Raw genomic sequence first — 20,012 nt, 5'->3', positions numbered from 1 at the left:
GGTTTCACCCCATGCTTTCTTCTACTCTTGACATCTTCGGCGACCTGATCAGCATGCTGGTCTGGTTCATCAATGGCATCCAGACCGGAAACCCGGCCTGGAATTTCGGCATCGGCTTCTAGGACTTCTTCACCAGCTTGGCTACGCCGCGCCAGCCGAGCATGAGCAGCGCGGACATCACCGTGGCCACGATGATGAACGACCAGTGCGGAATGGCCTGGTTGCGGATGCCCCAGATCACCAGGCCGGTGACCACGGTGACAATCCAGATGACCCCGCCCTTGTTTTCGCGGGAAATCAGCCAGCCGAGTGTGACGCCAAGGGCGAACGGCCACAGGGTGGACAGCCAGCCGGAGAAGTTGAACGGCATATCGTCGGACTGGTGCGCCGCACGCGCCAGGAGGGCGAATGCGGCGATGGCGACGTAGTCTGCGGCGATGGCGTAAGGCTTGGAAATTGTGTTGCGCATGATGGTCACTTTAGAACACTGAGTCGTTCCACCACCGGCGCTCCGGCGTGCCGGCGCGCGAGCCGTCGCTATCAAGCTTGATGCCCACGACCTGGTGCAGCTCGACGACGTCGTGTTCAAAGCCCCACTCCGAGCCCGCCATGTACATGCCCCACAGCTTTGCGGTGTTCATGCCGACGAGCGACACCGCCTCGTCCCAGTTGGCCTTGAGATTCTCGCACCAGTCGCGCAGCGTGCGCATGTAGTCGAAGCGGATGTTCTCCTCGTGGAAGACCTCGAAGCCGTGGTCTTGCATCTCGTGGATGATCGTGCCGGAGCCGGTGAGCTCGCCGTCCGGGAAGATGTAGCGGTTGATGAAGTCGCCCTGTGGCGTCTTGTGGTTGTCCGGGTAGGTGATGCAGTGGTTGACCATCACGCCGCCCGGGCGCAGCTTGCCGGCGAGGAACTCGAAGTACGAGGCGTAGTTGTTCACCCCGATGTGCTCGAGCAGGCCGATTGAGGAGACGCCGTCGAAGCCGGTCTCGGTGACGTCGCGGTAATCGAGGAAGCGCACCTCCGCAAGCTCCTCGAGGCCCTCCTCTTTAATCTTCGCCTGCGCCCACTCTGCCTGTTCCTTTGACAGGGTGACACCGAGGGACTTCACGCCCTGGCGGGCGGCGTAGCGCACCATTGAGCCCCAGCCGCAGCCGACGTCGAGGTGCCTGTCGCCGGGCTTGAGGTTCATTTTCTCGAAGACGAGGCGGAACTTGTTTTCCTGCGCCTCGTCGAGGGTGGCGTCCGGGGTGGGGTAGTAGGCGCAGGTGTAGGCCATGGACTCGCCGAGGAACAGTTCGTAGAAGCCGTTGCCCACGTCGTAGTGGGACGAAATGACCTGTGCGTCGCGCTCCTTCGAGTGTGGGGCGAGGCCCTGGCGGATGGTCCGCTCGAGCCAGGAGGCCTGTTCCGCCTCTGGAATGGGCTGGATTTGCAGCGCGCCCATGGAGCGCAGGGAGCGCGCGATGCGCACAAGTTCGCGCGGGTTCGGGCGCTTGTAATTGTTGTAGAGGGTGCGCATGTCGTCGAAGACGTCGTAAGGGTGCGCCAGGTGCGCGCCTTCAACAGTCAGACCGTCGGTGACCCAGGCGCGGGCGAGCCCGACATCGCCGGGGTGGGTGACGATGTACGACAGGCCCTCGGGGCTGTTCACCTTCACGGTGTGCCTGGCGTCTGCCGGGCCCGTCGAGGAGCCGTCGAAGGCTTCCCATTTGAACGGCGTGCCACCGGGGAAGAGGGTGTTGACGATATCTGCGACGGTCATGTGCATGGTCATTCTCCTACGCGTTTTCCACTGTTTTTTCGTAGAGGCCCGGGAAGCGCCGGTCCGGGTCGTACTGGGCCTTCATGCGCTCCGGCAGATCCCCGCCGTAGAGACGCTCGAACTCGGCGCGGTCGTAAAACGCCTCCGAGTACAGGGACTTATGCCCGCCGAGATCGGAGACCTTTCGCTCAATGACCCTGTTGAAGGCCCCCGGCTTCACCTCCGGTACGCCGGACCAGAAGCCGACGTTCACCCAGGTCGTCCCCGGCTCGAGAGGGTAGAGCGGCCACGGCGCCTGGGCGTCCAGCCCGACGCCAGCCAGCGTTTCGACGCCGTCGCGCAGCCGGATCGGACACAGCCAGACCGGCTCGATGTCGCTGGCCTTAAAGAACCAGTCGAGGAACTCGGCGACCTGTGTGTCCCGCACCTCGATGTCTTGCACAACTCGCTCAGTGCGCGGCAGACCCTTCGGCTTTTTCAGGAACCGGTACTCGAGGTCGTACTTCTTGTCTAAGCCCACCAGCTTCCAGTAGAACGCGCTGCGGCGCAGCTCGCGCGGCCAGAGTTTGCGCACCCTCGGGTGCTGGGCGCCGAAGGCTCGGGAGCACCAGAACCAGTCGGTGTCCCAGCGCCAAATGTAGTCGCGGACGGTGAGGAAGTCGTGGTGCACTCCGGACGGGTGCTGAAGCGAGCGATAGTACACGGCATCGCGCGTGTAGTCGGAGGTCCCCGGTGCCTGGTCGACCTGGAAGGCGCAGACTAGGTACTGCTCGGTGGGGGAGAACGCGACGGCGTCGAGGCCGTGCAGGGCGCGCCCGGCCCATTCACCGGTGGCGGCAGCGTCGGCGAGGGCGTCCTGGAAGGCCGTGAGGTCGTCGTAGCGCACATGCTGGAGCTCAACAAACGGCTCAACCTCTTCCAGCTCGATGGTGAGGCGCACCGCGTAGCCAAGCGAGCCGTACGAGTTCGGGAACGCGCGGAAGAGCGCGACGTTTTCGTCGCGTGAACAGGTGACGATGTCGCCGGTGCCCACGAGCACGTCCATCTCGAGCACGGACTCGTGCGGCAGACCGTTGCGGAAGGAGGTGGACTCCACGCCCATGCCGGAAACTGCGCCGCCGAGAGTAATAGTTTTTAGCTGCGGCACCACCAATGGCGCGAGGCCGTACGGCAGGGTGGCGTCGACGAGGTCCTCATAGGTGCACATTCCCTGCACGTCGGCTGTTTTCGTCACCGGGTCGACGGCGATGACGCCGCGCAGGCCCTCTACATCGAGTCCGGCGCCGCCGGCGCTACGGGAGCGGAAGAGGTTCGACGTCTTCTTCGCCAGGCGCACCCGCTGGGCGTCCGGTACCCGCTGGAAGCTCTCGAGGAGCGCGGCGACCCCCTCCTCGTGCGCGTGCCAGCCGACCGGCAAAACGCGTTCGAAATCCACACTGCGACCGTAAAGCATGCTGGAAACGCTCATGTAGGGCCACCTTAGACCCATTTTGCGCACGGCGCGCAAGTGAAAACGTCACGCCAGCTCAAACAGCGTCGCCGGCAGACGGTCGCCCGACCATGAAGCCACGACCCGCGTATACCGCGGCGTAGACCACCCACCCGATAGCCGTGATGAGCAGGAACGACACCGCCCGGTACACCACCGTCGCCGCCGTGGCGTGGGCCAGCGGCAACCCGGCGGCGACCAGCATGCCCACCGCCACGGGCTCCACCGTGCCGAGCCCGCCGGGCGTGACCTGGGCCGAGCCGGCCAGCTTGGTCATGATGAATGCCAGGCACACCCCGGCAAGTGGCGCGCCCTGGCCGGACACGGCCCACACGGCGAAGACCATCGTGGCCAGGTCCAATAGCCGGTTCGCAAGAGAGAGCCCCGCCGCTGCGAAAAACGCCGGCGCGGAAATGCGGATCGCGGAGACCTGGTCGATCACGTCCACGACCCGCCCGCGCACCTTCTCCGGCAGAAACCGCACCCAGCGCTTCAGCACCGCAGGGTGGAGGGTCGCCCAGAACACCGCGCCGATCGTCGCCAGCGCCACTGCCAGCGACGCCACCAGCGACCACACGGACAGCTCCGCGCCCAAAAGCGCCACGGCGACCACGCCGATGAGCACCATCCACACCGTGGACAGCGCGCCGGAGACCACGAAAAACCAGCCGCACAACCCCACCGACGCGCCCCAGGACCGGTGCACCCTAAACGTCAGCCACGCCGACAGCGCGGGCCCGCCCGGCACCGTGGTGGACCAGGCGTTGGAGGCGAAGACGATTGCGTTGGTGCGCGCCACCCCCGTGACGCGGCCTTCCACGTTGAGCAGGATCTGCATCACCCCGGACATCGCCGCCAGCGACAGCAACGCCGTAGCCACAGCGAGCAGCACTGGGCCTGTCGACGCCGCGCCGACGGCCCTCCACGCCTCCCCGAAAAACGGCATCTCGTCGCGCAACACCACCAGCACGACCGCCAAGATGGCCACGGGCGCGAGCCAGCGCAGCCACTGGCGCCACGTGTTAGCGCTCAAGTTCCTTCTTCTTCAGCTGCTCCAGCGCCTGGCGTGCGCGGCGCTCCTCAAGGTCGCGCATGAGCTGGGTAAACGGAACCAGCGAGGCGTCCTCGGACACCGACACTCCCGCGCGGCCGGGTTGGGTGTCGGGCACCATGTCGGAGATGGGGGTATCGGTGCGCGGTGGCGTCGATAGGCTTGAGCCCTCCCCGAACGCGCCGGCCAGGCGCTTGACCCAGCGCGGCGCCCACCAGCTGTCCTCGCGCAGCAGGTGCATCACCGCAGGCACGAACAGCAGGCGGATCAGGGTGGCGTCGAGGGCAAGGGAGAAGATCATGCCGTAGGCGATGTACTTCATCATCACAATCTCGCTGAGCGCGAAGGCGGCGGCGACCACGATCATGATGAGCGCCGCGGCGGTGATGATGCCGCCGGTGTGCGCGGTGCCGCGCTTGATCGCCTCGTCGGTGCTTTCGCCGTCCTGGCGCGCCTCCACCATGCGCGAGACCAGGAAGACCTCGTAGTCCGTGGACAGGCCGTAGAGGATGGAGATGATCAGCACCAGGATCGGGCTCATCAGAGGGCCCGGGGTGAAGTTCAGCGCGCCGGCGCCGAGACCGTCGACGAAGACGGCGGTGAGGAAGCCGAGCGTGGCGCCGATGCCGAGCACGTTCATGATCACGGCCTTCGCCGGCAGGATCACGGAGCCGAACACTAGCGCCATCAGCAGGAACGTGGCGATGACCATGTACAGCGCCATCCACGGCAGGCGTTTCAGCAGCGCCTCGATAGACTCGGTTTCCATCGCCGGGGTGCCGGCGACGTAGGTCTCGACGCCCTCGGGGGTGTCGATGTTTCGCAATTGCTTCACGACGTCCGCGCCCCCGGCCCTATCCGCCAACGGGGCGGAAAGCACCGTGGTGCCGTCCTGCGTGGCGTGCGCGGGTTTGAGCGGCACGGCCAGGCCCTCGACCTGGCGGGTCTGCATCACGATGTCCACCAGCTGCTGGTTGTCCGCGCCGGTGACCACGAGCTTGACCGGGTCGGTGCGGAAGGCGGGGAACTCCTCGTTGAACTCGTCCTGGGCCTGGCGGGTGGCCTGGCTCGGCGGCAGGTACGTTTCGTTGATGCCGCCGAACGTGATGCCCACGATCGGCACGGTGAGCAGGAGCAACAGGGCCGCGCAGCCGACCACGACGGCCTTGGCGTGGCGCATCGCCCACGCCGGAATCTTGTACCACACGGTGTCTTCGAGGCGGCGTGCACGTCGAGAAGCTTTACGCACCGACCACATGTCGATCTTGGGGCCGAGCATGCCGAACAGCGCCGGCAGCACTGCCACGGAGATCACGGCGGCGAGCAGCACCGCGCTCATTGCACCGTAGGCCACGGATTTGAGGAAGGCCTGCGGGAACATCAGCAGCCCGGACAAGGCCACGCCCACCATGAGCGCGGAAAAGAACACGGTCTTGCCGGCGGTGTTGGTGGTCACCGCCACCGCCTCCTCGACGTCCGCGCCGCGGTCCAGCTCCTCGCGGAAGCGCGAGACCATGAACAGGCCGTAATCGATGGCCAGGCCCAGACCAAGCAGCGTGATGATGGACTGCGAGAAGATGTTCACCTGCTGGTACTGCGCCAACACCGACAGCAGCGACAGCGAACCGATGATGGACAAAATGCCCACGATCAGCGGCATCGCGGCAGCCACCACGCCACCGAACACAAACAACAAAATGACGGCGACGAAGACCAAGCCGACCTTCTCGGCGCGGGCGATGTCGTTCGCCATGCCGGTATCCAGCGCGTCCGCCACCGCCGTGGCGCCGGCGACCTGCACGGTCCCGTACGGCGACTCCATCGCCTCGAGTGCGGGCTTGATGGTGCGGAAGTCCTTCAGTGTCTGCTCGCCGTCGCCCTTCAGGCCGATCACCGCGAACGCCTTGGTGTGGTCGTCGTTGACGAGCTGCGGGTTGGGGCGCTCGAAGTAGCTGGTGATGTGGTCGATCTCGTTGGGGAACTGGTCCCGCAGGCCGCTGATCTGTGTGTTCATTGACTCCACGAGCAGCGGATCGTCGATGCTGACCGGGGTTGCCGAGTCGTCGGGTGTGCTCACCAGCAGGATCACATCGCCCGAGTTGTCGCGGCCGAAGGTGTCGTACTCGATCTGCGCGGCGGTGGTCGAGTCCGCGCCTGGGTCCTCCCAGCCTTCCTGGGAGAGGCGCTCGCCCAGCTTCGATCCGAACAGCACCTGCATGGCCAGGATGAGCACGATGACTACCAGCGGAATGATCCGGCGGTGGCGGAACGCGAAACGGCCCCACTTGTAAAACATCTCCGGCCTCCTAGTCGCGGGTGTTGTGCAGCAGGGAGCGCAGCGGGCGGAACGGCTGCAGCCACGCGCCGCCGTCCGGCAGCCGGTCCAGGTTCACACGCGGCAGCGGGTTCTGGAACACGCCCGGGATGTCCTCCAAGTCCACAAACTCCACGTCGGGGGAGTTCACCGCCCAGGAGGCGTGCTCGTGGAAACCGAGGACGGTCACCGGGATGCCGGCGTCGACCAGCTCGAGCAGCGGCTCCTGGAAGTTCTGCCCGTCAGCGGAGGCGACCACGACGCCCTGGAGTACGCCCTCGTCGCGGCGGCGCTGGATGTGGGCCAGCATGTCCTGGTCCACGTCCGAATCCTCGTCGCTCTTCGGCTTGGCAAACACCGCGAAACCGACGTTGCGCAGCGCTTCCACCCACGGGCGGATGGAATCCGCGCCTGCGGCGGCGACGTTGGTGAACACCGTCGCCTCCGGTTCGATGTCGCGGCCAAGCTCGTCGGCGCGGGCCTCGGCTTCGTCGATAAGCCAGCGCCCGATCGCGTCGAAGCGGGGACGGTGCGCCGCAGTCGGGCGTCCACCCAGGATCGCGCCGAGGCCCATGTCCAAGTTCGGCGCATCCCACACCAGCAGGTAGCTTTCCGGGCCGGCGGGTGCGCCTGGGGTGTACGGGTGCGACAGCGCTTGCAGATCCATGCTCACTTCTTCTCCCACAGGTACTCGCGGATCACGTGATCCTTGTCCAGGCCTTTGCCTTCGAACTTAGTGATCACCTGCCGGTCCGTGAGCAGCGGCGCCTCCTCCCACGGCCAGCCCTTGTACTCGAGGGTGGGTTCAACGTTCACGAGTTCGTCGATCCACTCGGCGTAATCCGCGTGGTCCGTGGCAACGTGCAGCACACCGCCCGGCTTCAACCGAGTGGCAATCAGGTTCAGGGTGCCGGACTGGATGATGCGGCGCTTGTGGTGGCGCGCCTTCGGCCACGGGTCCGGGAAGAAGATGCGCACGCCGTCGAGGGACTCCTCGCCGAACATGCGGGCCAGGACCTCCACGCCGTCGCCGCGCACCATGCGGATGTTGTCGATACCGCCGCGCACCACCGAGCCCAACAGCTTGGCCAGTCCAGGCTTGTACAGCTCCACGGCGATGATGTTCGTGTCCGCCTCCAGCGGCGCCATCGCGGCGGTGGAGGTGCCGGTGCCCGAGCCGATCTCGACGATGGTGGGGTGGCCGGAGCGGCCGAACCACTCGTCGACGTCGATGGGATCGTCCGAGCCCTCCGCCAGTACGCGGCCCAGGCGTGGCCAGTGCTCGTCGAACAGGGCCTCCTGGTTTTCCGTCAACGTGCCGCGGCGGAAGGTCACGGAACCCAGGCGCGGGTAGTCCAGGCCGGTGTCGAACTCGGTTTGCAGCGGGCGGCCCGCCGGCAATTCGCCCGTTCCCGGACGCAAATTTTCAGTATTATTCATCAGATTTATTGTCCACATGAACAGGGCAAACGCAAGCTCCACGGGGCACCCCCGAAGGCGTCGTAAAGCGAAGGCTCAAGAACGGGCGACGGGGGTAGGGCGTCACCCCCGCTTGCGGCAAAGGTCGTGCTCGTGCGGTCTGGTTATATCCAGTGGACGCGGATTGGTCGGAACTTTTGGCCAGATGAACGCCCGTTTCGATAATCTTGTGACGCAACAACGATGAATTTCGCACGCGCACTGGCCATAACCAGTTGAACAAGGAGTACGTATGACCGCCGAAATCAAGCGCCTGGAGGGGACCAACCCCACCGACAACGAAAAGCTAATCGCTTGGATCAACGAGGCGGTCGAGCTCTTCCAGCCCGACAAGGTCGTCTTCGCCGACGGCTCCCAGGAAGAATGGGACCGCCTCACCGCCGAACTTGTCGAGTCAGGCACCCTGATCAAGCTCAACGAGGAAAAGCGCCCCAACTCCTTCCTCGCCCGCTCCAACCCGTCCGACGTCGCACGCGTCGAATCCCGCACCTTCATCTCCACTGAGAACGAAGAAGACGCAGGCCCGACCAACAACTGGATGAAGCCGGCCGCGCTCAAGGAAGAGATGCTGGAGCACTTCACCGGCGCGATGCGCGGGCGCACCATGTACGTCGTGCCGTTCTGCATGGGCCCCATCTCCGACCCGGACCCGAAGCTTGGCGTCCAGCTGACGGACTCCGCCTACGTCGTGCTCTCCATGCGCATCATGACCCGCATGGGCACCCAGGCGTTGGAGAAGATCGAAGGCGAGAATTTCGTGCACTGCCTCCACTCCGTCGGCGCCCCGCTCGAGCCGGGCCAGGAAGATGCGGCGTGGCCGTGCAACGACACCAAGTACATCTCCCAGTTCCCGGAGACCAAGGAGATCTGGTCCTACGGCTCCGGCTACGGCGGCAACGCCATCCTGGCCAAGAAGTGCTACGCCCTGCGCATCGCGTCCGTGATGGCGAAGGAAGAGGGCTGGATGGCCGAGCACATGCTCATCCTCAAGCTCACCTCCCCGGAGGGCAAGGCCTACCACATCGCCGCCGCCTTCCCGTCGGCTTGCGGCAAGACCAACCTGGCCATGATCACCCCGACGCTCGACGGCTGGACGGCCGAGGTCGTCGGCGACGACATCGCCTGGATGCACCTGCGTGAGGACGGCCTGTACGCCGTGAACCCGGAAAACGGCTTCTTCGGCGTCGCCCCGGGCACCAACTACGCCTCCAACCCGATCGCCATGCGCAGCATGGAGCCGGGCAACATCCTGTTCACCAACGTCGCACTTACCGACGACGGCGACATCTGGTGGGAAGGCATGGACGGCGACAAGCCGGCCCACCTCATCGACTGGCGCGGCGAGGACTGGACACCGGAATCCTCCTCCAAGGCAGCCCACCCGAACTCCCGCTACTGCGTGGCCATCGAGCAGTGCCCGGCCGCCGCACCGGAGTTCAACGACTGGCAGGGTGTCAAGATCGACGCCATCCTCTTCGGCGGCCGCCGCCCGGACACCGTGCCGCTGGTCACCCAGGCCCACAACTGGGAGCACGGCACCATGATCGGCGCGATGCTCTCCTCCGGCCAGACCGCCGCCTCCGCGGAGGCGAAGGTCGGCTCCCTGCGCCACGACCCGATGGCCATGCTGCCGTTCATGGGCTACAACGTGGGCGACTACTTCCAGCACTGGCTGGACATGGGCGAAAAGGGCGGCGACCGCATGCCGGAGATCTTCCTGGTCAACTGGTTCCGCCGCGGCGACGACGACCGCTTCCTGTGGCCGGGCTTCGGCGACAACTCGCGTGTGCTCAAGTGGGTCATCGACCGCATCGAGGGCAAGGTCGACGCCGACGAGACCGTGGTCGGCTACACCGCCCGCGCCGAAGACCTGGACCTGACCGGCCTGGACACCCCGATCGAGGACGTGCGCGAGGCGCTCACCGCCGACCCGGAGCTGTGGAAGGAAGACGTCGCGGACTCCCGCCGCTACCTTGAGGGCCTCGGATCCCGCGTGCCGCAGGAGATCTTCGACCAGCTGAAGAAGCTGGACGAGCGCATCCACGCTGCGACGAAGTAATCGCTTGAGTAGCACGGCAGTGATGTTGTATCGTTGCTGCTGGAGAACTTCAGACAGGATCTGTTGTTAATAAAGCTTAAGGCCTGCCGTTTGGCAGGCCTTTCGCTATTCTCATCGGTATGGCGGGGGAACTTGTAAGAAGCCTTAGCAGTGCTCGGATCCAAGCATATTAAGCCCCAGTACTAACCCTTGCGCAGCACGAGCACGAGGTTCGACACCGCGAACTCGCGCAGCAGCGGCACGCGGGTGACCCACCACGCCCACCACGGGTGGTAGCGGGGGAATGCGGCCGCGAGCTGGCCGGTGCCCTCCGCCCAGGCGAGGCCCTCGCCCGCGGAGACGGCGAACAAGCTCTCGCCGAAGATGTTCTTCGGGTCGCGGCCGTGCACTTTTGCGTATCGACGGCGCGCGTACTGCCCGCCGACGTAGTGCTGCCACAGCCCCGTCTCGTGCCCGCCGAACGGCCCGAGCCACACCGTGTAGCTGAGCACCACCAGCCCGTCTGGCTTGGCCACGCGCAGCATCTCCTCGCCCATGGCTTGCCAGTTCGGGATGTGCTCGGCGACGTTGGAGGAGTACACCACGTCGAACGAATCGTCGGCGAAGGGAAGGGCGGTGCCGTCGCCGCGCACCGCCCCGAAGCCGGTCAAACCCGCCGCCGACAGTTCGGAGACGTTTGGTTCCAGGCCGACATAGAAGCAGTCCGAGAACGCGTCGGCGAAGTAGCCGGGTCCGCCGCCGACATCTAGCACTGACTGGCCGGTGACGGGGGTGCCCAGGAGGTCGTGCGAGAGGGCGTCGATAAGCGAACGCGTATCGCGGGCGAGCATGGAGTAGAAGATGCGCGGGCGGAATTGTTCGTAGGAAAACGCGCGCAACAGCCGGAGCGAGCGGGAAAGGGTGGCCATCCGGCGGGTACGGTGCATAGGCATACCGTAGCAACCGTGCTACAGTGTGGTGCATGGCCACGCCGGGATACGACGAATCGCTAGTCGAGCGCAGGATATCGCAGCGCGAACTACGCAACGACTCTGCGCGGATCCTGCGCGCGGTGCGGGCGGGGCACAGCTTCGTTGTCACCAACAACGGCGAACCGGTGGGGCGACTTGTGCCTCTCGACGAACCGAAGCCGCGGCTGGCCATCACACGCCCCGCCACCCGTGTCGGCGGTTGGCTGGACCTTCCGGTGGAGCCGGCGGATGGCGAGCCGTTGGCGGAGATGCTCGATGACATGCGCGAGGACCGCTTTTAGGATGCGGCGGGTGTATACGGATACGTCGGCCATCGCCTGCCTGCTGAAAGCGGAGCCGCACACGCACGCGATGCGGCTGTGGCTCGAGGCAGGGGAGGGCGAGGTAGTTTCGTCGGACTTGCTCGAGATTGAGCTGCGGCGGCTGGCCGTGCGCTTGGGCAGGCCCCAGGGAGAGGTCACGCTGATCCTGCGCGGCATTTCGCTTGCGGAACTGAACCGGGCGACGCTGCGCAGCGCGAGCATGCTGCCCATGTCGTATCTTCGAACGCTGGATGCGATCCATCTGCAGGCCGCGCTGGATTTGGAGGCCGATGCGATGCTCACCTACGACGACCGTCTCGCTGACGCCTCGCGTGAAGTGGGACTCGAGGTTATCGCGCCATGAAGATACTGCTTCTGTGCTGGCGCGACTCCACCCACCCGCAAGGCGGCGGGTCCGAGCGCTATCTCGAGCGCGTCGGGGAGTACCTGGCGTCGCAGGGCCACGAGGTCATCTACCGGACGGCGAAGCACACGGACGCACCGAGGCGATCCCGGCGCAACGGGGTGCGCTACGAGCGCGCCGGCGGCAAGTTCGGCGTGTATCTGGCGGCGCCGCTGTCGATTTGGCGCAACCGTCCGGACGTGGTGGTGGACACGCAAAACGGCATTCCGTTCTTCGCCAGGCTGTTCACGCGACGGCCGGTGGTGCTGCTGACGCATCACTGCCACAAGGAGCAGTGGCCGGTGGCGGGCCCGCTGATCCGCCGCTTGGGGTGGTTCTTGGAGTCGAAAGTGGCGCCGAGGGTGTACCGGGGCGCGCAGTACGTGACAGTGTCGCAAGCCTCGAAGCGCGACCTGGTGGCGCTTGGGGTGCGTGAGGAGGACATTGAGATCGTGGAAAACGGCGTCGACCCGGTGCCGGCGCACACGCCTGTGCTTCACGACGACCAAAGGTTGCACCTGGTCACCCTCTCCCGCCTGGTGCCGCACAAGCGCATCGAGGAGGCTATCGACGCGGTGGCGGGGATGGATGGCGCCGTCCTGGATGTGGTCGGTTCCGGCTGGTGGGAGGACCAGCTGCGCGAGTACGCCGCCCCGCACGGCGACAAGGTGGTCTTCCACGGGCACGTCTCCGAGGCTTACAAGCACGCGCTGCTTGAGCGGGCCGCGGTGCACCTGCTGCCGTCGCGCAAGGAGGGCTGGGGGATCGCGGTGATCGAGGCGGCGCAGCACGGGGTGCCCACCGTGGCGTACGCGTCGGCGGGCGGGGTGGCCGACTCGATCCGCGACGGCGAGACTGGTCGGCTAGTGCAACCCGGGGAGGAGTTTGGGCAGGTTGTGGGGGAGACCTTGGGGCGTCGAGAGGCAATGGCTCCTGCGGCGCGAAAGTGGGCGGCGCGGTTCTCCTGGGAGGAGACCGGCCGGAGGTTCGCGATGATTATTGGAGCCCTAAAGTAGCTCAGTTGTCCAGTTGAGCTGCTGGATCTTTGTATCCAGCTCGCGGTAGGCCTTCGCGGCGCTGTCGGCCATGTCGCGCAGGGCTTTCACGTCCACGGCGGGGACGAAGCGGACCTCGGAGCGGGAATAGCGGGAGCCGGTCATGGTGCCGGCGTCGGCGACGGCGGCGTAGAGGCGGCGGGAGCGCAGCAGTGCGTCGCGGCGCGCGATGGCGTCGGTGAGCGTGGCGCCCTCGAAGGCGGTCTGCGCGTTGGTGTGGTTGATGCGGCGCACCAGCGTCTCAATCTCCTGCAGGAGTGCGGCCGCCTCCTCGAGCATGGCCGCCGGGTCCTCGACGGGTGTGTCGCCCTCCTGGATCATCGCGCCCTGCACCAGGCGTTCCTGCAGCTTGTTCAGGCGGTCCTGCGCCTCGGCGCGTCGCGCCAGTGCCTCTGCGAGCAGCATGAGTGCCTCCTTGTACGTTTCTGTCCCCGTTCCCAACCCTCGCGGATCCGCCCGGGGCACCCCCAACGTCGCGGTAGTAAACAGTGCTCGGTGCAACCCTGTGGTGGGGGTCGTGCCCGTGTGCGTCGTGCAGGCCGCATGCGTTGTGCGTGTGAGCGGAATCGAACCGCTTCAGCCCTGATACGGCCACAAGGCGCCATGAGTGCGCCCTTTTCCCCGGACGCGTGGGGTTGACGTTCGCTGGGTGCCGGCGAGCTTTCCGCTACCGACAGTTTCGATCTAACATAGCAAAACGCCCAGCCGCTGGGAAGGGCTGGGCGTTGGGGTTGTGCGGGTTTACGCCGCGGAGGGGAACAGCTCGCCGTCGCGGAGACGGTCGCGCATCTCGGCCTCGACGAGGACCGGGATGAAGTCCTCGATCACAGCGGAGTTGCGGTGGGTGCGCAGGACAGCATCGAACGCGTCGTTGATCTCGAGTGCGTCGAACTTGCCGGCGTACTCGGCGAGCAGGTCCTCGCGGATGTTGCGCAGTGCGCGCTCGCGGATGATGCTGAAGTCAATTGTGTTAGCCATGTTGTGTTCCTCCTTGCAGAAGCTGTATCTGCTCCTTTTCTAGGCTCAGGGTTACGCATGTACGTAACCTGTTGTTAACTTGGCGTTCACTTTAAGCGACGAAAAGTGAACGATGCAAGAGGGTCAATGATTGGAATTTGTCATTAATTGGTCGGAGCCAACTAATTTTTAGAAATGTGCTGGTGAGGGGGTACGGTGCGCTCCCGTGTGATTTCGGACACACTGTAGCAATGGCACCATGCACCACAGGGCGAACAACGCGATCCCGGCAGGCGGTAGCGGGCGCGCGGGCTCACCAGTCTCGGCCACGGAACCGTCGGCGCGCACCACCACACCGACGCCCAGCTCGCGCAGGCGTTCCTGGTCGTCCAAGGCAGCCTGCGCCGCCGTCCACCGCAGCGACGGCGGGTCCACCGCCACCCCGTCCACCGTCAGCGCGCCAGATTCGACGACGTTCATGGCTTTGGGGGTGGGGTCGACGACCGGATGGCCGTCGATAGGCACAAGCGCGGGGCGGGATTCGAAGAGGACGTCGCGGCCGCGGTGGTCGACAGCGGGGACCTCGATGGAGGTGGGGGTCAGCGCCGCGAGGGCGATCGGCGCGTCCGGGACCTGGAGCAGGGCGAACGCGGCGGCGGCGAGTGCGCGGCGGGGCTCGAGCGCTCCGGCGGCGGCGACGAAGGCCGGGATGGCGAGGATGAGCCATTTCTGGCCGTCGCGGAGCAGGCCGCCGCCCGGGAGGTGCTGGATGAGTGGCGCGGTCAGGCCGGCCCAGGAGGCAAACGCCACCGCGAACCCCAGCGCCGCCAGCAGCAGAAAACGGCGGGGCACCGACCGCCAAGCCAAAGCGAGCAGGGCGCACAGCGCCACCCCGAACAGCGCGAACCCGAGCTCGCGGGAGGCCGGCACCGCCTGCCCGTTCCAGATCCCGCCCAGGCCCAGCAGCGAGCCGAGGGTGCCGGCGTAGGCCTCTGCGCGGGGTGCGAACGCCGCGGCGGACGCGGCCGAGGACGTGCCGGGTGTGCTGGCAAACACACCCGCCACCACCCACGGCAGGCAGGTGCACACGCTGACCGCAACTCCGCGCCACCCGCGGGAAAAACACGCCGCCGCTAGCGCGCCGGTGGGGGTCAGCGACGCCAACCAGTGCGCCAGGCCCGACGCCGGCACACACCCCAACGCCACCAACGGCAGCAGCCACGCCGCCGCGGCCAGCGACCACTGCCCTTGCAGCAGCCGCTCCACCACGAACGGGTTCCACACCGCCACCGTCATCGCCGCCGCCTGCCCGAACGGGGTGCGCCCGAACCGGTGCCCGGCCCACGCGGCGCACCCGGCAGCGGCGACCATGAACACGCGCACGAACGCCACCGGCCACGGCAGGATCCCCAACAGCGCGTCCTGCGGCACATTGCGCGCGGCCAGGTCACCCCAGCCGAGCGATGCCCGGGTGAGCGCCATAGCATCGAACACCATCATGTCCCGCAGCGCGAACGCCTCGCCGGGCATAAGAAACGGCCAGGTCAGCGACAACACCAGTAGCGCGCCGTACGCGGGCGCCCACCAGCGGCTAACGGCGGCGCGCATACAGCACCAGGCCCGCCACAAACGCCGCGGCGGCGATCACGCGCGTGACCACCGACATCACCTGCAGCCCCCGCAGCCACGCCACGTCGCGCCCCGCCGCCGACACCTGCGCCGCCTTGGTCTCCTCGGCCAGCACCCACTGGTCGGCGCCGCAGTCCCACACCTCGTCGACGATGCGGCCGGTGCGCCGCTCCGCATCCACGGTGCGCACGCAGCCGTCCGAAAGCGCCGCCGAGTACTTGTACGTGTCCAACCCCCGCACCGAACCGGGGCCCAGGTAGTCCAACCCGACGTCGTCGCCGGACGTGGAGTCGAACATCGGGTAGGTGCGCCGCTCCGGGCGGTAGGGCAAAAGCGGCCCCAGCCCGGCGCGCCCCTTCGCGGGAAAGGCGGTGGAGGGGTCGATGGGAAACGCGTCCACCTCTTCGCCGTCCAGCGTGACTACCGCATCCAGGCTCTTCGGGGCCTTGGTGAGCTCGATGGTGCGGGTGCGGGGCGAAGTGCCGTCGAAAAGCATGGTGTACTCGCCCGGATCCAGGGTGCGCTGCTGCGCAATCACGATGGGGGAGGCGAGGTTGAGCGCGCCGCACACGACGATGATGCCGAGGCAGGCGGCAAGTCGGCGTCGCAGGTTCACCCGTGTCACCCTACCGGGTGGCTAGACTTGCGCCATCGTGAACAGACCCGCCATTTTGCCCGAGCTCGACGGCCTGCGCGCCGTGGCCGCCTACGGCATCGTGGCCACGCACGTCGCCTTCCAGACCGCCACCGGCTCCGCGGTGCTGGAGCGCTTCGACTACTTCGTGGCCGTCTTCTTTGCGCTTTCGGCGTTCCTCCTGGCGCGCGGCGGTCTCCGTGAGGGCTACTACGGGCGGCGGGTGTCGCGCCTTGCACCCGCGTATCTTGTGTGCGTGGTTGTGGTGCTGCTCGCGCTGCCGCCGCTCGCGGGGGTGACGTGGGGCCAGGTCGCGGCGAATGTGCTGCTTGCGCAGATTTACGTGCCGCATTCGCTTATCGACGGGCTCACGCAGATGTGGTCGTTATGCGTCGAAGCCGCCTTCTACTTGGTCCTGCCGCTGTACCTGCGCCTCGGGTCGTGGGGGCGGCACGCGGCGCTGGCGGGGGCCGTGGTGCTGGGCCTGGCGTGGCCGTGGGCGGTGTCGGGTGTGACGGATCCGGCGGTGGTGAACATGCAGATCTGGCCGCCGTCGTACGTCCCCTGGTTCGCGGTGGGGCTTGTGCTGGCGGAGCTGGAGCGCGCCGGTGTGCGCTACGCCGGGCCGCGCTGGCCGGTTGCGGCGCTGGCGCTGCCGGTGGCGTGGGTCGGCGGGGTGCTGGGCCCGCGAGGGCTGGCACACCCCTCGCCGGCCGAGTTCAACGTGCGGGTGCTGCTCGGCGCGGTGTTCGCGGCGCTTGTTGTTGCGCCGTTTGCGCTGGGGCAGCGTCAGCGCGGCACGGTGCTGTCGTCGAAAGTCATGCGCACCCTGGGCCACTGGTCCTACTCGGTGTTTTTGTGGCACATGGCGGTGCTGTACTTCGTCTTCCCGGTGCTGGGGGTGCCGATGTTCTCGGGCGGGTTTGTACTGGTCTACGCGGCCACCGCGCTGGCGAGCACCGCCGTGGCGTACATCTCCTACGAGCTGGTGGAGGTGCCGGGCGCGCGGTTGGTCAGGCACGCCACGGCGAACAGGCCGGCCACGACCAAGAAGGTGGAGGAACCGGCGTAGTTCGCCGCCGGCCACGGCGCGCGCGCCAGCACCAGCCCGCAGATGGCCATGGTTGCGGCCGCGACGCGGTGCATCGGTAACACGGTGAAGCGGCGCACCACCCACGCGAGCACCACCGCCGCGAGGCCCTGGAACGGGAACGCGGCGATCACCGCGACGGTCGGCACCCAGTTCGCGCCTGCTTTCGGCACGTACGGGGCATCGTCTTCGCGCCGCCACGGCACCCACAAACACAGTGCGAGCACGAGGAGGCTGAACGCCCCGCCGAAAATCAGCGAGTAGCGGTAGGCGCCCTCGCCCGTGAAGCGCATCTCGAACTCGCCGTCGGCTCCCGGAGGGACGCGGAAGGCCTGGGCGCCGGCGTCGATACGCCAGGGCTCCAGCTCGGTGCCGCCGAGGGTGGCGCGGAGACCGTCGTTGAACGCGCGCGTGGTCAGGATCAGCCGGTCGCCGGTGCGGTCTGGCAGCGGCGCACGGGAGAGCATGATCGTGTCGGCGCGGGTGAACAGCTCGTGGGCGCCGGCTTCGAGGAAGACGCTGCCCACGCGGCGCTCGCCGTCGATGGTGGCGGGCGCGGTGAGCTGCCACGTGGCGTCCTCGGCGGTGGTGAAGCGGCGCTGGATAACCGTGTGCTCGGGGAAATGCCGCTGGAAGAAGTAGCGGTCCGCGGTGCCTTCCACCTCGACGATGCGGTGGATGCCCACGTCGAGTTCGCGGATGCCCACGGGTTCGGTCAGCTGCAGGATGGTGGCGTCGCCGCGGGTGAGCCTGCGCGGCTGGTCTTTGACCAGGGTGACGCTGCGGCAGTTGCTGTGCCCGTCGCACAGCTGGACGGTGGTGTCCGCGGTGGCGGCGATGGTGACGTGCTCCTGCTGGGTTTGGAACTCGATCCAGGCGTCGCGGTCGCCGGGCGCGGGCCACCAGGCGGTCTCGTTTACGCCGTCGAAGGCGGAGGTGAGCGACTTCGACGCGTCGGGACCGCCGAACGCGCCGGCATCCGCGGCCGAGGACGACGCGCGGGCGAAGCCGTCGGCCGCCACCGCCGCGCGGGAGCCGGCAGACGGGTAGTCCTTCACACGGTTGCGCACCGTGCCGTCCTCCCACTCGGCGGTGAGGTAGCCGGACTGGCCGTCGATGGTGCCGTAGTTGCGCACCGCAAGCGCCGGGGTGTCCGTAACAATATCGGCGGGGGCGCTTGCGCCCTCGCCGGTCAGGCTCGCCGGGAAGTAGCCGAGCTCGCGCCACAACAGCGGCAGCACCTCGCCGCCGCCGTCCACCGCAACCGGCTCGCGGTCCGACTCCATCACGTCCGCGTGCGGGTCCAGCAAGAAGATGTCCACCTCGCCGAAGCTCGCATCCGGCTCGCCCAAATTCGGCGTCGGCGGTTGGCGTTCAAGGTCGCGGCGCACCACCACCGCGCCCACACCAATGGAACGCAGCGCTTGCCTATCGACGAGCTCCGCCTGCCCCTCCAACCCCCGAATCGCCTCCGGATCCACCAGGGGCACCGCGTCGCGGAACGCGAAACGCGCCTGGGTCAGCGCCTGGATCGGCTCGTCACGCGTCCACCCCCACGTCTGCCGCGCAAATGACGTTGGCGGGACCACTAGCGTGCGGGTGCCGGCAGCGTGCTCGTCCAACCACTGGCCCGCGGCGACCCAGTCCTCGGACACCTCGTGCCAGGTGCCCTCCGGCAGCAGGCGCAGCGACCACGCCGGCGCCACCGCCACCACGGTGGCAAGGGTGACGCCGACAGCCTTGGGGCGGTTCACGTTCGCGGCCAGGTGCCCGGCGCCGAGCGCGAGCGGCAGATGGACCAGGGGGTCGAATTTGTGCAGGTTGCGGAAGGGGGCGAGAGCACCGTCGTAAAGCGACGTGCTCATGTGCGCCGAGCCGAGCACCCAGAACCCCACCGCGAACACCGCAAGCAACGGCCCGCGCCACGGCATGTCGCGGCGCGCCAGGCCCGCGAGCCCGAACGCGGCGACGAGGCAGGTGGCGATAACGAACGTCGGCTCCGCCACCAGCAGGTGGCCAGCGGCGCGCTCCGTGTCCACAAACGGGGTCCAGCTGGTGGTGCCGCGCAGGATCTCCACTGGGTTGAGCCACGCGGTGGTCACGCCGGCGGATTCGATGAAGTCCGTGAACGGTGGGGAATAGCGCCCCAGCACCAACAGCGGCCCGATCCACCACGCCGACACCGCCGCCGCCCCGACGGCGAACTTGCCGGCGGCTGCGTAGGAGCGCCGGGCGATGAGCAGCACGAACGCCGGCAGGCACGCGGCGATGGTGGCGGTGGCGTTGACCGCGCCCATGCACGCCACCGCCACCACCGCCGGCGCCACCTGTGGGTTGCGGCGCGTCAGCGGGATCAGCGTCCACGGTACGAGCGCCACCGGCCACGCCTCCGAGGAAATCGCGGTGAGGGTGGTCAGGATGCGCGGGCTCAGCGCGTACACCGCCGCCGCGAGGACCTGCGGGAACGTGCCGCGGATGCCCACGCGCCGCGCCAACGCGAGCGCGCCGGAGTACGCCAGGCCCAGCAGAAGCCACCACCACGCGCGCTGGATCAGCCAATCGGGCACGTGCAGCAGATCCCCCGCCAAGAAGAACGGCCCCTGCGGGAACAAATACCCGTACGCCTGGTTCTGCACCTGGCCCAGCGGAAACTCGTCCGTGTAGGCGTGCGTCGCGCGGCGCAGAAACCGCGCCGGGGCGGCAACCAGGTCGAACTTCGTGTCCGCCGCAACCTGGCCCGGCGGCTGTGCAAGCACAACAACGAGCAGGACCAGCCAGCCTGCGAGGTGCGCGCGCATCCCCCGCACCAGCGC

The 20,012-nt window shown here is 67.4% G+C and carries 18 protein-coding genes; 5 read left to right on the top strand and 13 right to left on the bottom strand.

What is annotated here, in order from left to right:
* Window positions 1–118: 118 nt before the first annotated feature.
* From ACX1NL_RS10800 to trmB, 7 genes are read right to left on the bottom strand one after another with little or no spacing between them, the layout of a single operon-like run.
* Window positions 119–469: a DUF3054 domain-containing protein gene (locus ACX1NL_RS10800; protein ID WP_458898153.1), complete on the bottom strand. Its 351-nt coding sequence runs from the start codon at window positions 467–469 to the stop codon at window positions 119–121.
* Window positions 470–479: 10 nt separating this feature from the next.
* Window positions 480–1,766, bottom strand: coding sequence for a class I SAM-dependent methyltransferase (locus tag ACX1NL_RS10795; protein ID WP_458898152.1), 1,287 nt, complete (start codon window positions 1,764–1,766; stop codon window positions 480–482).
* A 16-nt stretch (window positions 1,767–1,782) separates the two neighbouring features.
* Window positions 1,783–3,234 (bottom strand): FAD-binding protein, encoded by a 1,452-nt coding sequence (locus tag ACX1NL_RS10790; RefSeq protein WP_458898151.1) that lies wholly within the window; start codon window positions 3,232–3,234, stop codon window positions 1,783–1,785.
* Between the two features lie 58 nt (window positions 3,235–3,292).
* A complete protein-coding gene (locus tag ACX1NL_RS10785) occupies window positions 3,293–4,288 on the bottom strand; it encodes a lysylphosphatidylglycerol synthase transmembrane domain-containing protein (protein WP_458898150.1) in 996 nt (331 codons plus the stop codon).
* On the bottom strand, window positions 4,278–6,602 hold the full coding sequence (locus tag ACX1NL_RS10780; protein WP_458898149.1) for an MMPL family transporter: 2,325 nt from the start codon (window positions 6,600–6,602) through the stop codon (window positions 4,278–4,280). The genes ACX1NL_RS10785 and ACX1NL_RS10780 overlap by 11 nt, the downstream gene beginning before the upstream one ends.
* Before the next feature lie 10 nt (window positions 6,603–6,612).
* Window positions 6,613–7,287, bottom strand: a complete 675-nt coding sequence (locus tag ACX1NL_RS10775) for an NYN domain-containing protein (RefSeq protein ID WP_239306160.1) — start codon at window positions 7,285–7,287, stop codon at window positions 6,613–6,615.
* A 2-nt stretch (window positions 7,288–7,289) separates the two neighbouring features.
* Window positions 7,290–8,060 carry a tRNA (guanosine(46)-N7)-methyltransferase TrmB gene (gene trmB / locus ACX1NL_RS10770; RefSeq protein WP_239356079.1) on the bottom strand — a complete coding sequence of 257 codons (771 nt, stop codon included), beginning with the start codon at window positions 8,058–8,060 and terminating at the stop codon, window positions 7,290–7,292.
* Between the two features lie 271 nt (window positions 8,061–8,331).
* On the opposite strand from trmB, the gene ACX1NL_RS10765 reads away from it, so the two are divergent.
* Window positions 8,332–10,158, top strand: a complete 1,827-nt coding sequence (locus ACX1NL_RS10765; RefSeq protein WP_392398707.1) for a phosphoenolpyruvate carboxykinase (GTP) — start codon at window positions 8,332–8,334, stop codon at window positions 10,156–10,158.
* A gap of 182 nt (window positions 10,159–10,340) precedes the next feature.
* Here the strand turns inward: ACX1NL_RS10765 and ACX1NL_RS10760 are convergent, their stop codons facing one another.
* Window positions 10,341–11,084: a class I SAM-dependent methyltransferase gene (locus ACX1NL_RS10760; RefSeq protein WP_392398708.1), complete on the bottom strand. Its 744-nt coding sequence runs from the start codon at window positions 11,082–11,084 to the stop codon at window positions 10,341–10,343.
* A 35-nt stretch (window positions 11,085–11,119) separates the two neighbouring features.
* Here ACX1NL_RS10760 and ACX1NL_RS10755 point away from each other — a divergent pair, with 35 nt between their 5' ends.
* The 3 genes from ACX1NL_RS10755 to ACX1NL_RS10745 are packed head-to-tail and all read left to right on the top strand — an operon-like array spanning window position 11,120 to window position 12,850.
* A complete protein-coding gene (locus ACX1NL_RS10755) occupies window positions 11,120–11,410 on the top strand; it encodes a type II toxin-antitoxin system Phd/YefM family antitoxin (RefSeq protein ID WP_181889207.1) in 291 nt (96 codons plus the stop codon).
* 1 nt (window position 11,411) lies between these two features.
* Window positions 11,412–11,795 (top strand): type II toxin-antitoxin system VapC family toxin, encoded by a 384-nt coding sequence (locus tag ACX1NL_RS10750; RefSeq protein WP_392398709.1) that lies wholly within the window; start codon window positions 11,412–11,414, stop codon window positions 11,793–11,795.
* Complete coding sequence (locus ACX1NL_RS10745) at window positions 11,792–12,850, top strand: glycosyltransferase family 4 protein (protein WP_458898148.1); 1,059 nt, start codon at window positions 11,792–11,794, stop codon at window positions 12,848–12,850. The genes ACX1NL_RS10750 and ACX1NL_RS10745 overlap by 4 nt, the downstream gene beginning before the upstream one ends.
* On the opposite strand, the gene ACX1NL_RS10740 is transcribed toward ACX1NL_RS10745, so the two are convergent.
* The 4 genes from ACX1NL_RS10740 to ACX1NL_RS10725 form a co-directional block, all read right to left on the bottom strand.
* Window positions 12,842–13,294 carry a DIP1984 family protein gene (locus tag ACX1NL_RS10740; protein WP_239306166.1) on the bottom strand — a complete coding sequence of 151 codons (453 nt, stop codon included), beginning with the start codon at window positions 13,292–13,294 and terminating at the stop codon, window positions 12,842–12,844. The genes ACX1NL_RS10745 and ACX1NL_RS10740 overlap by 9 nt on opposite strands.
* A gap of 336 nt (window positions 13,295–13,630) precedes the next feature.
* On the bottom strand, window positions 13,631–13,867 hold the full coding sequence (locus tag ACX1NL_RS10735) for a three-helix bundle dimerization domain-containing protein (RefSeq protein WP_181889203.1): 237 nt from the start codon (window positions 13,865–13,867) through the stop codon (window positions 13,631–13,633).
* Between the two features lie 168 nt (window positions 13,868–14,035).
* Window positions 14,036–15,454 (bottom strand): hypothetical protein, encoded by a 1,419-nt coding sequence (locus ACX1NL_RS10730; RefSeq protein WP_448237241.1) that lies wholly within the window; start codon window positions 15,452–15,454, stop codon window positions 14,036–14,038.
* Entirely contained in the window at window positions 15,438–16,091 is a 654-nt protein-coding gene (locus tag ACX1NL_RS10725; protein WP_448237239.1) for a hypothetical protein, read from the bottom strand. The genes ACX1NL_RS10730 and ACX1NL_RS10725 overlap by 17 nt, the downstream gene beginning before the upstream one ends.
* Before the next feature lie 37 nt (window positions 16,092–16,128).
* Between ACX1NL_RS10725 and ACX1NL_RS10720 the strand changes: the two genes are divergently transcribed.
* Window positions 16,129–17,181, top strand: a complete 1,053-nt coding sequence (locus ACX1NL_RS10720; protein ID WP_458898147.1) for an acyltransferase family protein — start codon at window positions 16,129–16,131, stop codon at window positions 17,179–17,181.
* Here the strand turns inward: ACX1NL_RS10720 and ACX1NL_RS10715 are convergent.
* Window positions 17,088–19,997 (bottom strand): alpha-(1->3)-arabinofuranosyltransferase domain-containing protein, encoded by a 2,910-nt coding sequence (locus tag ACX1NL_RS10715; protein WP_458898933.1) that lies wholly within the window; start codon window positions 19,995–19,997, stop codon window positions 17,088–17,090. The two genes, ACX1NL_RS10720 and ACX1NL_RS10715, sit on opposite strands and share 94 nt — an antisense overlap.
* Window positions 19,998–20,012: the final 15 nt, after the last annotated feature.

This window comes from Corynebacterium sp. CQ3829_602738 (assembly GCF_054478435.1).
This window is presented reverse-complemented; position numbering and strand designations above follow the sequence as displayed.